We start from the raw sequence: 13,609 nt of genomic DNA, 5'->3' as shown, positions 1-13,609 counted from the left end.
TAATCAAAAAATTATGACACTATATCAATGGTTTGTGTTTTTCTTATTCGTGCAAATAGTTCACTTTTTGGGAACCTGGAAATTATATGTGGCTGCGGGTAGAAAAGCATGGGAAGCGGCCGTACCGGTTTACAATGCCATTCTGCTGATGAAAATTATTGGTCGTCCTACTTGGTGGACGATTTTGCTATTTATCCCAATCATTAACCTGATTATGTTTCCGGTTATTTGGGTAGAAACCTTGAGGAGTTTTGGAAAAAAATCCAATTTAGACACTTTCTTGGCAATCGCTACATTTGGATTGTATATTTATTATGTCAATTACACCCAAAAATTAAATTACGTAACAGACAGAAGCTTGAATTCTGAAAATAAAGCGGCTAGCACGGTGAGCTCACTACTTTTTGCGATCATAGTCGCTACATTAGTCCATACCTATTTTGTACAACCGTACACCATCCCAACTTCTTCATTAGAAAAATCATTGTTGATTGGTGATTTCCTGTTCGTAAGCAAAATCAATTATGGCGCCAGGGTTCCCATGACAACTATTGCCTTGCCAATGGTACATGATTCAATTCCAATTATTAAAACCAAATCCTATCTTAGCTGGCCTCAATTGCCTTATTTAAGATTGCCTGCCTTGGAAGCCATAAAACGTACGGATATAGTGGTCTTTAACTGGCCCGTAGATACCGTACATTATTTTTTCGAGCCAAAAGGCACGCCAGGCGTAATCAAACCTATCGACAAAAAATCCAATTATGTAAAACGATGCGTTGGTGTTCCGGGAGACAGCCTGTCCATCAAGGACGGACTCGTATACATAGACGGCAAAGTGTTGCAATTGCCGGAAAGGGCTAAACCTCAATTTTCTTATACAGTTGCAATTGATGGGAAAACCCCGATCGATTTTGAATATTTATTAAAGGATCTTGATATTACTGACCAGGTATACTTTAAAAATAATGACACAAGGGACACTTTGCTTTTTAGAGCTTTGACAGCCGCGGGAGCAGCGAGATTGAAAAACGTGCCTGGAATTACGGCAGTAACGCAAGAAATATCAGAAGGGCCCGAAGAAGGCATATTTCCCAACATAAACAAATGGAATAGAGATAATTTCGGACCTGTATACATTCCTCAAAAAGGGAAAACCGTAGCCCTTACGACTGAATCGTTGCCATTTTACAAAAGGATAATCACCGATTATGAAACCAATGATAAAGGTGAAAAAAACGACCTAAAAGTGACCGGAAATGAAATCAGATTAAATGGTGAAGTCGTAAAAAACTACACCTTTAAACAAAATTATTACTGGATGATGGGAGACAACCGTCACAATTCTGAAGATAGCCGTTACTGGGGATATGTACCTGAAAATCACATCGTAGGAAAACCGGTATTCATATGGATGAGTTGGGACACTAACGGAAAGGGATTGAACAAAGTTCGTTGGGATAGGGTTTTCACAACCGTAAGCGGCGAAGGACAGCCACAATCTTATTTCAAATACTTTCTGATCGCTTTGGCAGCATTCTTCATTGGAGAATATTTCTGGAAGAAAAGGAAAGAGAAAAAAAATTAGTCACAAGTTTGAAAGTCGAAAGTCATAAAGTCCACTAGGACGAATTTATGACTTTTGACCTTATGACTTTAAAAACTTTAGACAGCTATGGACATTTTACTCCATCCCACCTACTTCCCTTCCATCAGCCACTTTGCAGCCATGGTTCAGGCAGAAAAAATTACCTTTGAGGTAGAGGATAATTTCCAGAAACAAACCAATCGCAACAGGACTTACATTTATAGCCCAAACGGCATTCAGCTTTTGAATATCCCGATTAAGCACTCGAAAGGAATTCACCAAAAAACTAAGGACATTCAGATAGATTTTGATTTTGATTGGCAGAAACAGCATTTTAAATCATTGGAAACGGCTTACAGAAGTTCTCCTTTTTTTGAATTCTTTGAAGACGACATTCGTCCATTTTTTGAAAAAAAACACAAGTTCCTAATGGATCTAAATTTTGAAACTTTAGACATCGTATCCAGATGTTTACGCATAAAATTAGATTACACCAAAACGACCGAATACATACAAGATGTCGATCCCACTCTTTTTGCAGATTTTAGATTTTTGGCCGATGGAAAAAAAGACTCTTCCTCATTTGAAAAATACAAACAAGTATTTGACGACAAGCATGGCTTTCTAAACAACCTTAGCGTTCTCGATCTGCTTTTCAACGAAGGAAAATTCACGGTCGATTATCTAAGAACCCAAGCCCTTTGACTCTGTAAAAATTGTTAATCTAATGACATTTTGGCCATGATGGGATAGTGATCAGAGTTTTCGAAGTCAGAAAAGCTTTCAAACTTTTTGACAGTCATCTTTTCATCCGCAAAAATATAGTCAATTCTTGTTGGATAATACTTGAATTTATAAGTCTCACCAAATCCCTTTCCGGCTTCTTCAAAACTGTCTTTAAGGGTCCCTTTTATATTTCTGTACACATAAGAAAAAGCACTGTTATTCATGTCCCCGCAAATGATTATCGGGTACTCACATTTTTTTTCATGCTCCTTGAAAATCTCGGCCTGTTGCTGCTGTTGCTTAAAAGCCTTACTAATTCTAATCAGCATCATTTGGGATTTGTCTTGGTCAATCACATTGATGTTCTCGGATATCTCGTTGACGTCCGGAGTGATCTTTATAGACTGCAAGTGCATATTATACACCCTTATGATGTCCTTTCCTTTTTTTATGTCGGCATAGATAACATTGTTGTTGGAATTAGGAAACACTATATTTCCTTGACTAATAATTGGGAACTTAGAAAAAATAGCCTGTCCTGTCCTAATCTTATTCCCCTCCATCAAAATGTATTTATGGCGATATAATTTTAAGTCAATATCGGCTGACGAAGAAAATTCCTGAATGCATAAAATATCGGGATTTTTGTCATTGATAAAATCAAGAATTTCTCCGGGCACATCCTCTTTGTCCAACCATTTAAACAAATTGAATAGGCGTACATTATAGCTCATTACAGTAAAATCTTTATCATCCTTGGGATAATCTTTAGCCGAAAATTTATAAAATTTGTTGATGAAAGTAATTCCCATCAAAAGTACCAAACCCGATAAAATCATCCGTTTCTTAAATTGAATGGTCCAATACAAAAAAAACAAAACGTTCAAAAGAAAAAACAACGGCATGAAAAGCGTCAGTACAGATAATATAGGAAATATTTTTGGCGCCAAAAAAGGCAAGACATAAGCAATAAACGTAACTATTATAAGAAGAACGTTTAAACTAAACATTCCTCTATTGAACCATGAAAGGTTTTTCATATTGTTTTTTATTCATTTAAACTACTAAGGTGCATCTACTTAAATTTTCGAAATCGATCGGAAACCTCTATTTTCCGGCTTTGAACAAAAATTCTTTTTCTTCTTTGGTCAAACTATCGTAACCGGATTTGCTTATTTTATCTAATATTTCGTCAATTTGTTGCTGTGCTTTGTCTTTTGTTACAATTTTAGAAGCTCTTTTTTCTACTGGTCTGCTATAATTTTTATGCACTTTTTTGAAAGGTGTCGACGCCTGCTTCTTAAATGAACTCGCAAAAAAAGCGGTAATCACCGATATAACTTTACTCAGATCGGTGCCATTTTGCAACAATTTGATATAGATAAACCCAAACAAGGCGCCCGATAAATGTGAAATATGCCCGCCGGTATTATCCAAACGAAATTGCATCAAATCAAGTATAAGAATTACTGCAGAAATGTGCCATAATTTCACATTCCCGATAAGCAGCAGTCGCACATTCATCAGAGGCTGATAAGTCGTCACCGCCACTAATACTCCCATAATTGCCGCCGAGGCACCAACGATTGACGCGCTCAAATTTAAAATAAAATACCCCGTCACAAATGCAATACCCGCAAAAATGGCGCTCAAAATATACAAACCTAATAATTGTTTTTCTGTGAAAAAAGTCAAAAACAATGAGCTGGAAAAATTGAGGACCACCATATTAAAAAGCAAATGCCAAAACCCATCGTGAAAAAATGAATAGGTCAAGAAAGTCCAAGGTTTTAGAATAAAATTAGAAGGCTCCGTAGACAAAGCGATCCATGTTGGAAAATTGAACGACCCGGCACTAAATTCATAGAAAAACAACAATGAAACCAAAAAACAAGCGACATTCCAATAGATTAACTTATTGGTTATCCCTCCTAATTTGTACTGTAATTTTAAGTCGTCTAAAATATTCATGTTTTGAGTTTAGAATTTCATTCCAAATGTATTTATTATCGTATTTAATTCCAACGGTTATCATTGAACTGATTTTTTTTCCAGTACCACATGATCAAAAAACCAAATAACGCCCCACCTACATGAGCAAAATGGGCAATTCCAGGACCACCACTTCCAAAAATGGATTGACCAGAAACACCTAAATATAAATCTACCAGAACCAATCCTGGAACGAAATATTTAGCTTTAATTGGAACGGGAATAAACATTAAAGCCAATTCAGCATTAGGAAACATGAACGCAAAAGCGACAATAATCCCATAAATAGCGCCTGAAGCTCCAACTACAGTTCCCTGATAAGCACTTATAAAATTTTGAAAACCAGGACTATTTAAGATAGGTACAATTTCATTACTCCCTTTCCCATTTAAAACAGATAAAACTTCTGTTCTTGAAAAACCTTGATCAATTAACGTATTCATTCCCTCCTGAAAATAATAATAATTGATTCCCGTATGAAGTAGGGCAGCACCTAAACCACATGAGATATAAAAGAACAGAAACTTCTTGCTGCCCCAAATACTTTCTAAAGCGGAACCAAAAGAATACAAAGCAAACATGTTGAAAAAGATATGCATGTATCCGCCATGCATGAACATATGGGTGATCGGTTGCCAATACTGAAAATCTGGGTTTTCAGGAAAAAACATGGCCAGTAGCGCGTAAGCACCATTTCCCACTATTTGCGTTCCTATAAAAAATAGGATATTAACTATTATTAATTGTTTTACCGTTTCGGTTACGTTTCTCATATTGCGAATTTTTTATCTAAATCTTCCACACGCATGGTGATGAAAGTGGGTTTCTGAAAAGGGGAAACATTGGGGTCTTTACAGGCAAAAAGACCATTTACCAAGTTCTCCTGCTCCTTCACCGTTAAAGCTGTTCCTGTTTTTACGGCCAAACTTTTGGCCATAGATTTTGCTATTGTATCATTTTGACTAAAACTACTCTCGGGAATGCCGTCCTGCAAATCGCTCAATAATTGTTCCAATACCAATGAAACTTCACTCTCCGTCACATTCACCGGAATTCCCGAAATAACGATATGGTCCGTCTTTGTTTCCTCAAACACGAAACCGGTGTTGACCAACGACAGTTTCAGTTCTTCGATAAGCTCCATTTCAACAGAGGAAAAAAACAAATCCAGAGGGAATAACAATTGCTGGCTTGACGCCTGATTCACGGTCATATTGATCAGAAATTGCTCATACAAAACCCGCTGATGCGCCCGCTGTTGATCCACAATAACCATTCCTGATTTTATTGAAGACACGATGTATTTTTTATGAATTTGATAAGCACTGTGAACGGTTTGCTCGACTTCTCCATCATTGAACAATGAACCGGTAACCTCTTCGTCCTCGAACGAAAAATCAGCGGTACCTATACTGAATTCAGAATCTTGTTTCAAGCCAACGTATAAACCTTCCCAATTTGCGGTCCGCTCTGGCTTCTTATACCCTGAATAGTGTTTATTAATTTTGTCATCCGAAAAAGGGTTAAAGCTGCCGTCAACCTGAATGGTTGGCGTAGCGCCTTCCAAATCTTTATAATGGTAGGGGGTGTCCAGATTTGAATCCCTATCAAAGTCCAAAACGGGCGCCACATTAAATTGACCCAGACTATGCTTAATTGAAGCTCTCAGAATGGCATATAAAGCATGCTCATCATCAAACTTTATCTCCGTTTTAGTGGGGTGTATATTGATATCGATGGTATTGGGCGGCACAGTCAGGTATAAAAAATAACTCGGCTGTGCGCCGTCTTTCAAAATGCCGTCATAAGCCGCCATCACCGCATGATGCAAATAACCGCTTTTTATATAGCGGTCGTTAACGAAGAAAAACTGCTCTCCGCGGTTTTTTTTGGCAAATTCAGGTTTACTGACAAAACCTTGAATGCTTACTATTTCCGTTTCTTCCTGCACCGGCACCAGTTTTTGATTGGTTTTTCCAGAAAATATATTGACAATCCGCTGTCTCAATGTTGCGCCGGGCAAATTGAACATTTCGCTGCCGTTATGATAAAAAGTAAAATAAATATTGGGATGTGCCAGAGCCACACGCTGAAACTCATCCACTATATGGCGGTATTCCACCGTATCTGACTTTAAGAAGTTGCGGCGCGCAGGAATATTAAAAAATAAATTCTTGACCGCAAATGAGGTTCCTTTTGGCAAAACGGCGACCTCTTGCGACACGAACTTACTTCCTTCGATGATGATTTGGGTACCCAGCTCTTCTTGATCTTGCTTGCTCTTCATTTCCACATGGGCGATTGCTGCAATCGAAGCCAACGCTTCGCCGCGAAACCCTTTGGTATGCAAAGAAAACAAATCCTCCGCCTTGCGTATTTTCGAGGTCGCATGGCGCTCAAAACACAGACGGGCATCAGTAACACTCATTCCCAAACCATTGTCTACAACCTGAACCAGTGCTTTTCCGGCATCCTTAATAATCAATTTAATATCCGTCGCCCCTGCATCGACGGCATTTTCAAGTAGTTCCTTGACGACCGAAGCCGGTCTTTGCACGACTTCCCCGGCAGCAATTTGGTTAGCGACATGATCAGGAAGCAATTGAATGATACTCGACATTAAAGGAAATTTATTTAAAGTTTACGTTTTTATTTAAAAACCAAAGTGCACAAATTTAACGAATTTCTATTGGCTTTTATAGTTTAGTTCATCATAAATGAAACAAAAAAAACCTATACTGTTTTTAGAACAGTATAGGTTTCACAATTAAATATTTACTCTTTTATTCCTTCAATTCTAAAGGCGTCCCCTCTTCCAGTTGCATGGCACCGGCAGACAGCAAATGCTGATGATCCTTTTGATGCGTCAAAGATGCCTGTTGGCGAATAAAAGCCATTTTGATGGCCGCTATTGCAGCTTCGGTACCTTTATTTCCGTGGATTCCGCCACTTCTGTCAATGGACTGTTGCATGGTGTTGTCAGTAAGAACACAAAAAATAACGGGAATGTCTGTCTGCACATTCAAATCTTTTATTCCTTGCGTTACTCCTTCGCAAACAAAATCAAAATGCTTGGTTTGCCCTTGGACCACGCAACCAATTGCGATTACGGCATCGACGTTTTGAGTTTGCAACATTTTTTTGCATCCATAAACCAGTTCGAAACTTCCCGGAACATTCCAGCGGATAATGTGCTCAGCAGGAACCTCGTTTTCCAAAAAGGCTTCATGCGCACCATTATACAATCCTTCAGTTATAACTTCATTCCATTCTGCCACAACAACTCCAAAACGAAAATCTTTCGCCTTTGGAACGGTGTTTTTATCATAAATGGATAAATTTTTATTTACGGTTGCCATTTGATTATAGTTTTTGATTTACATTTTGAATCTGTATGTTAAAGATAGAGTTTTGAATCAACAATCTAAAATCAAATTCAGTAATTTTAAATCATTTTGACTATTGCGCTAATCCGATCAATACATCTATCGAAGCAGCTTCTGGGCTTGAATCAAAATTATCTTTAATATCCGTGAAATATTTCAGTGCATCTTCTTTCTTTCCTAATTCCAGAGCCGTTTTACCAGCTTTTAGCAAGAACCGTGGCGTAGTGAAATCGTTCTTGTTTGCTGCGATTGCTTTTAGATAATAATCTAAAGCCTCTTTTGGTTGTTTATTTTGCGCATACGCATCTCCAATTGCTCCTTTTGCCAAAGCACTCAAAACTATATCTTCAGATTTGAATTTGCCCAAATAATCAATCGCCTCAGTATATTTACCCGTATTTAGATAAGCCATACCCGCATAATAGTTAGCTAAATTCCCCGCATCAGTTCCTGAATATTCATCGGCAATTTTTACAAAGCCAAATTTACCTTCAGAACCATTCAAAGACAACTTATATAATGAATCGCTGGCAACTCCGTCAGTAGCTTGTTGGAAATTTTGTTGAGCTACGAACATTTCTTCCGCTGCTTCGACTTGTTTCGGTTCAGCGATAAATTTTTGATACACTAAATAACCAATAGTTACTAAAGCAACCGCCCCTACAATACCAATGATGAAATTCTGATTTTTAGCCACAAAAGCTTCCGTTTTTGAAGCTGTTTCATCTAAAGTTGAAAACACACCCGCTGTCGTGCTGTCTTTCTCATCAATATTAATGTTTTCAGCCGCATCATCAACCGCTTTTTCTTTTGGTGCTTTATATCCTCTTTTACTGTAAGTAGCCATTTAATTTTAATTTAGTGAACCGCAAAAATAAAATTTTTATTCAAACCGACGCAAAAAAATTAGGATTTTATAGATAAATATAAAAAATATATATTCTGGTTAACATTACTTTACTTATAAGGATAAAAAAATCACGACAGAAAACATTAAAAAACCCATTATATCGATAAATTTCAATAATTTGCACCCACTTTAAACAACACAATCCCAAACAACAAACTCTTCAATAGCAGCAAGCCTTAAAGATGTATTTAAAAAAAATTTCACTATTCAATTATAAGAATTTTTCGGAGGCCAACTTCGAATTTGAGGGTAAAATAATTTGTTTTGTAGGTAAAAACGGCATCGGAAAAACCAATGTCCTTGATGCCATCTATCATTTATCCTACGGCAAAAGCTATTTCAACCCCTTAGCTGTCCAAAATATCAAACACGGCGAGGAGTTTTTCGTGATAGATGCCGAATTCATAAAAAACGAACGAAACGAACAAGTGGTTTGCAGTTTGAAGAAAGGCCAGAAAAAAGTTTTAAAACGCAACGGCAAATCATATGACAAATTTTCGGATCATATTGGCTTTATTCCACTGGTTATCATTTCGCCTGCAGACCGCGATTTGATAGTGGAAGGCAGTGAAACCAGACGGAAATTCATGGATAGCGTCATCTCCCAACTGGATTCCCATTACTTGAAACAGCTCATCCAGTACCAAAAAGTGATGAGCCAACGCAATGCTTTGCTGAAATATTTTGCTTTAAATCACGTTTTTGAAAATGACACCCTCTCTATTTACAATGAGCAACTCGACGGATTTGGAAAGTATATTTTCGAAAAAAGGAAAGAGTTTATCGAACAGTTCTTGCCTATTTTCAATGCGCACCATCACGCGATAACGGGCTCTGAAGAAACAGTGCAACTGGTATTTGAAAGTCATTTGTTCGAAAAAGACTTGTTGTCTCTGTTACAAGAGAACATCAATAAAGATCGCGCATTACAATACACCAGTGTTGGCATGCACAAAGACGATCTTTCGTTTGAAATCGACGGACACCCTATTAAGAAGTTTGGTTCTCAGGGACAACAAAAATCTTTTTTAATCGCTTTAAAACTGGCACAATTCGAATTCCTGAAGAAACAAAGTGGCGTCAAACCCATTTTATTGTTTGATGACATTTTTGACAAGTTAGATGAAAGCCGCGTTGCCAAAATAATCGAAATGGTCAATAGCGACACTTTTGGGCAGCTCTTTATATCAGATACGCATCCCGAGCGGACGGAAGCTATCGTTAAATCGACACACCAATCATATAAAATCTTTAACTTGTAAATAGTAATTTAAACCATCCAAGTCCTGAAAATTTACTTAATTTAGCCTATTCATTCTCTAAAACAAATACAAATGAAATTCCGTTCTATATTTTTCCTATTGCTGTCCTTTGTCATCTTATCCTGCAACGGCCAAACGACAAAAAACATCAAAACCATCGAGGCAAAAGCTTTTGCCGAAAAAATAAACACAACCGAAAACCCACAAATTCTGGATGTCCGCACGCCAGAAGAATTCAACTCCGACCATATAGAAAATGCCGAAAATGTGAATTGGCTGGGGGACAGTTTCGCTAAAGAATCCGAAAAGTTCGATAAAACAAAACCTGTTTTTGTTTATTGCAAAAGCGGCGGAAGAAGCAAAAAAGCAACCGAAAAATTAGAAGAATTAGGATTCAAAAACATCTATGAGCTGGAAGGTGGTTTTTTAAAATGGGATGCGGAAGGTCTTTCTAAGCCATCGGATAAAATCATTGGAATGTCCAGTCAAGAATACGATGAATTATTGAATACGGATAAAAAGGTATTGATCGATTTTTATGCTAAATGGTGCGCCCCTTGCAAAAAAATGTCCCCATATCTTACCAAAATGCAAGCGGAATTAGCTGACAAAGTGGTTATCGTTCGACTGAATGCCGATGAAAACAAGACCCTGATGCATGACATGAAAATTGATGAGCTTCCTACACTAATACTGTACGAAAATAAAGAGGTGAAATGGAAACATTCCGGGTTTATAGATGAAGAAGATTTAAGAAAACAATTGTAATAAGTCAATAAATGCTTTCAAAAGACAGCTTAGAATTTCTGGAAGATCTAAAAAACAATAACAACAGGGATTGGTTTTTGGATAATAAAAAAAGATACGAAGTTTTCAAAAAAGACTACCAAGAACTAGTTTCTGATTTTCTTGACGCCATGAAACCTATGGATTCATCGTTAGAAATGCTAGAGGTAAAAAACTGCACTTTCAGAATCAATCGTGATATCCGTTTTTCAAAAGACAAGTCCCCTTACAAATCACATTTGGGCGTCTGGCTTTCTTCGGGCACCAAAGGTCAAAACCGAGCGGGTTATTACGTTCACATCGAAAAAGACGCCAGTTTTATTGCTGGTGGTTTTTATGCACCCGAATCGGAAGACCTAAAAAAAGTACGCAAAGAAATCGCCTATTTCCACGAAGATTTAGAAGAAATTCTCAGTAATAGCGATTTTAAAAAAGAGTTTGGCGATTTTGATCGAAATGAAAAAAGCATGCTTAAGAATCCTCCAAGAGGCTACGAAAAAGACCATCCCGCGATTGAATTGTTAAAGCTAAAAAGTTTTGAGACTTCCCAAAAATTCGATATTTCCGAAGTCAACAAGAAAGATTTTGTTTCAAAAATGAGCAAAAAGTTGATTCTTTTAAAACCTTTAAACGAATTCGTCAATAGGGCATTAACCACTGAAGAGTTTTAATATATCCCCATGAAAAAAAGGAAAATACTTTTTCTTGGAGAATCCTATAGAGCCGACGCCATTACTTGGACGAATGGTCTCAAAGAGTTTGGTGATTTTGAAATTATCAGCTGGGAACTAAAAACCCCCAGTAATTCACTCTACAATAAACTGATGCGAATTTTAGAATTTAAATTTGCCCTCTTCAAAATAAAAAAATTAGTAAAACTGCATCGACCTGACATGGTTATTGCCGAAAGAACCACGAGTTACGGATTTTTGGCCGCCTTATCGGGAGTCAAGCCCATCGCTATAGCGCAACAGGGAAGAACTGATTTGTGGCCCGAAAACTCCCCTTTTTTACCATTCAAAAAAGCATTGCAAAATTATGCTTTCAAAAAAGCAACTCTAATCCATGCCTGGGGACCAGTAATGGCTATTTCGATGGCAAAAGCCCATGTTGATATGGAAAAGGTGCTGGTCTTGCCAAAGGGTATTGACTTGACAAAATTCGAAAACAGGAACACCGCTAGTCCAGACCAAATTTCCGCCATAGTAACCCGCTCATTGATGCCGGAATACCGCCATGACATAATTCTAAAGGCTTTTGGCATTTTAAATGAAAAAGGCATCGATTTTACCCTCACAATCGTAGGGGACGGAACGCAGCTAGCCATTTTAAAGAATTTAGCTAAAAAATTAGAAATAGAAAATAAGGTCCTTTTCACCGGACGCATTCCCAATACGGAATTACCAAAATTGTTACAGGCATCCAGTTTTTACATCAGCATGCCTATAACCGAAGGGGTTTCGGCATCACTGTTTGAAGCCATGGCATCGAATTGTTTCCCAATAGTAACCGATATTCCAGGCAATCAAAGTTGGATACAGCATCGTAAAAACGGCCAACTCATTGCTTTAGATGACCCCAAGATGCTGGCAGAGGAATTGTTATGGTCATTTGAAAATAAAGACCTTAGGAAAAAAGCGGTTTTGATGAACCGAAAATTTGTCGAAAACAATGCCGATTACAAAGTCAACATGCGAATAATTGCCGATAAATACCACGAATTAATTGACGCAAATACCACCAATTAGCAATGTGTAGCATTAACGCGGTTTTGCGGCAAAGCCGCTATTAGCGGACAAAAACAAGACTGCCAAACGATTCCCCATATTGCGCCATTATTTATGAGGCATCGCTGGATAAAATAATACACAAATAAATTTTAATCCTTACTTTTGGGACTCAAATTCAACAATATAAAGAACTCCCTTTTATGGAAATGGAAATACAAAACAATTTCTCTTTAAAAAATTACAACACCTTTGGCATTGAAGCCAAAGCAAAACAGTTTGTCGCGGTTCAATCCGTGTCCGAATTGAAAACCGTTTTAGAACAAAACAAACTAGAGAAAAAATTCATCCTCGGGGGAGGAAGCAATATGCTTCTGACAAAAGACATAGACGCTTTGGTCATTCACATCAATTTGAAAGGCAAAAAAATCATTGCGGAAAACGAAGATTTCGCATGGGTTGAAAGCCAAGCTGGGGAGAATTGGCATGAATTTGTACTTTGGACCATAGACCAGAATTTAGGCGGTTTGGAGAACATGTCCCTGATTCCCGGAAATGTAGGAACCACCCCAGTTCAAAACATAGGTGCATACGGTACTGAAATCAAGGACACTTTCGTTTCTTGCGAAGCGCTTTCCAAAGAAAACCAACAGACTAAAAAATTCACAAGAGACGAATGCCGTTTTGGCTACCGAGAAAGCATTTTTAAAAACGAGGCGAAAGACCAATATGTCATCACCTCCGTTGTTTTTAAATTGACAAAATGCAACCACAAAATCAACATTTCGTATGGAGACATCACAACCGAATTGGCAAAAAACAATATCGCCAGTCCCACTCTAAAAGACGTCAGTAACGCGGTAATAGCCATTCGCCAAAGCAAATTACCGGATCCCAAAGAACTCGGGAATAGCGGCAGTTTCTTTAAAAATCCCATATTGTTAAAATCGGATTTCGAAAAAATCCATCGGCAATTTCCTGAGATGAAATATTACGACATTTCCGAAACAGAAGTGAAAGTTCCCGCGGGCTGGCTTATTGAACAAGCGGGGTTCAAAGGCAAGCGTTTTGGAAATGCCGGAATACACAAAAATCAAGCCTTGGTTTTGGTGAATTACGGGAATGCCACAGGACAAGAAATCCTGAATATTTCAAAGAACATTCAGGAAACTATCTTTGATACGTTCGGCATTCAAATCGAGGCCGAAGTCAATGTGATATAATATCAGATC

The 13,609-nt window shown here is 37.8% G+C and carries 13 protein-coding genes; 7 read left to right on the top strand and 6 right to left on the bottom strand.

Features of this window, described 5'->3' with window-relative positions; all coding sequences use genetic code 11:
* Window positions 1–13: 13 nt before the first annotated feature.
* Together lepB and VIH09_RS02590 are read left to right on the top strand one after the other, a co-directional pair.
* On the top strand, window positions 14–1,588 hold the full coding sequence (lepB, locus tag VIH09_RS02595) for a signal peptidase I (protein ID WP_331577580.1): 1,575 nt from the start codon (window positions 14–16) through the stop codon (window positions 1,586–1,588).
* Between the two features lie 87 nt (window positions 1,589–1,675).
* Window positions 1,676–2,293, top strand: coding sequence for a WbqC family protein (locus tag VIH09_RS02590; RefSeq protein WP_331577578.1), 618 nt, complete (start codon window positions 1,676–1,678; stop codon window positions 2,291–2,293).
* A gap of 14 nt (window positions 2,294–2,307) precedes the next feature.
* Here the strand turns inward: VIH09_RS02590 and VIH09_RS02585 are convergent, their stop codons facing one another.
* The 6 genes from VIH09_RS02585 to VIH09_RS02560 all read right to left on the bottom strand — a co-directional run bounded on the left by VIH09_RS02585 (window position 2,308) and on the right by VIH09_RS02560 (window position 8,539).
* Entirely contained in the window at window positions 2,308–3,354 is a 1,047-nt protein-coding gene (locus VIH09_RS02585; RefSeq protein WP_331577576.1) for an endonuclease/exonuclease/phosphatase family protein, read from the bottom strand.
* A gap of 67 nt (window positions 3,355–3,421) precedes the next feature.
* The gene (locus VIH09_RS02580; protein ID WP_331577574.1) at window positions 3,422–4,285 is read right to left on the bottom strand and encodes a rhomboid family intramembrane serine protease; all 864 of its coding nucleotides are present in this window, start codon (window positions 4,283–4,285) and stop codon (window positions 3,422–3,424) included.
* A 44-nt stretch (window positions 4,286–4,329) separates the two neighbouring features.
* A complete protein-coding gene (locus VIH09_RS02575; protein WP_331577572.1) occupies window positions 4,330–5,079 on the bottom strand; it encodes a rhomboid family intramembrane serine protease in 750 nt (249 codons plus the stop codon).
* On the bottom strand, window positions 5,076–6,926 hold the full coding sequence (gene mutL, locus VIH09_RS02570) for a DNA mismatch repair endonuclease MutL (protein WP_331577570.1): 1,851 nt from the start codon (window positions 6,924–6,926) through the stop codon (window positions 5,076–5,078). Before mutL ends, VIH09_RS02575 begins: the two co-directional genes overlap by 4 nt.
* Before the next feature lie 163 nt (window positions 6,927–7,089).
* The gene (ribH, locus tag VIH09_RS02565; protein WP_331577568.1) at window positions 7,090–7,665 is read right to left on the bottom strand and encodes a 6,7-dimethyl-8-ribityllumazine synthase; all 576 of its coding nucleotides are present in this window, start codon (window positions 7,663–7,665) and stop codon (window positions 7,090–7,092) included.
* 100 nt (window positions 7,666–7,765) lie between these two features.
* Window positions 7,766–8,539 carry a tetratricopeptide repeat protein gene (locus tag VIH09_RS02560; RefSeq protein ID WP_331577566.1) on the bottom strand — a complete coding sequence of 258 codons (774 nt, stop codon included), beginning with the start codon at window positions 8,537–8,539 and terminating at the stop codon, window positions 7,766–7,768.
* A gap of 245 nt (window positions 8,540–8,784) precedes the next feature.
* Here VIH09_RS02560 and recF point away from each other — a divergent pair, with 245 nt between their 5' ends.
* The 5 genes from recF (at window position 8,785) to murB (ending at window position 13,600) form a co-directional block, all read left to right on the top strand.
* Window positions 8,785–9,864, top strand: a complete 1,080-nt coding sequence (recF, locus tag VIH09_RS02555) for a DNA replication/repair protein RecF (RefSeq protein ID WP_331577564.1) — start codon at window positions 8,785–8,787, stop codon at window positions 9,862–9,864.
* Between the two features lie 72 nt (window positions 9,865–9,936).
* Complete coding sequence (locus tag VIH09_RS02550; RefSeq protein WP_331577562.1) at window positions 9,937–10,632, top strand: thioredoxin domain-containing protein; 696 nt, start codon at window positions 9,937–9,939, stop codon at window positions 10,630–10,632.
* 11 nt (window positions 10,633–10,643) lie between these two features.
* A complete protein-coding gene (locus VIH09_RS02545) occupies window positions 10,644–11,321 on the top strand; it encodes a DUF2461 domain-containing protein (RefSeq protein WP_331577560.1) in 678 nt (225 codons plus the stop codon).
* Window positions 11,322–11,330: 9 nt separating this feature from the next.
* Window positions 11,331–12,398, top strand: a complete 1,068-nt coding sequence (locus tag VIH09_RS02540; protein ID WP_331577558.1) for a glycosyltransferase — start codon at window positions 11,331–11,333, stop codon at window positions 12,396–12,398.
* A gap of 188 nt (window positions 12,399–12,586) precedes the next feature.
* Window positions 12,587–13,600 carry a UDP-N-acetylmuramate dehydrogenase gene (murB, locus tag VIH09_RS02535; RefSeq protein WP_331577611.1) on the top strand — a complete coding sequence of 338 codons (1,014 nt, stop codon included), beginning with the start codon at window positions 12,587–12,589 and terminating at the stop codon, window positions 13,598–13,600.
* The last annotated feature ends 9 nt before the right edge of the window (window positions 13,601–13,609 follow it).

This window comes from Flavobacterium sp. (genome assembly GCF_036515215.1).
Lineage (GTDB): Bacteria > Bacteroidota > Bacteroidia > Flavobacteriales > Flavobacteriaceae > Flavobacterium.
This window is presented reverse-complemented; position numbering and strand designations above follow the sequence as displayed.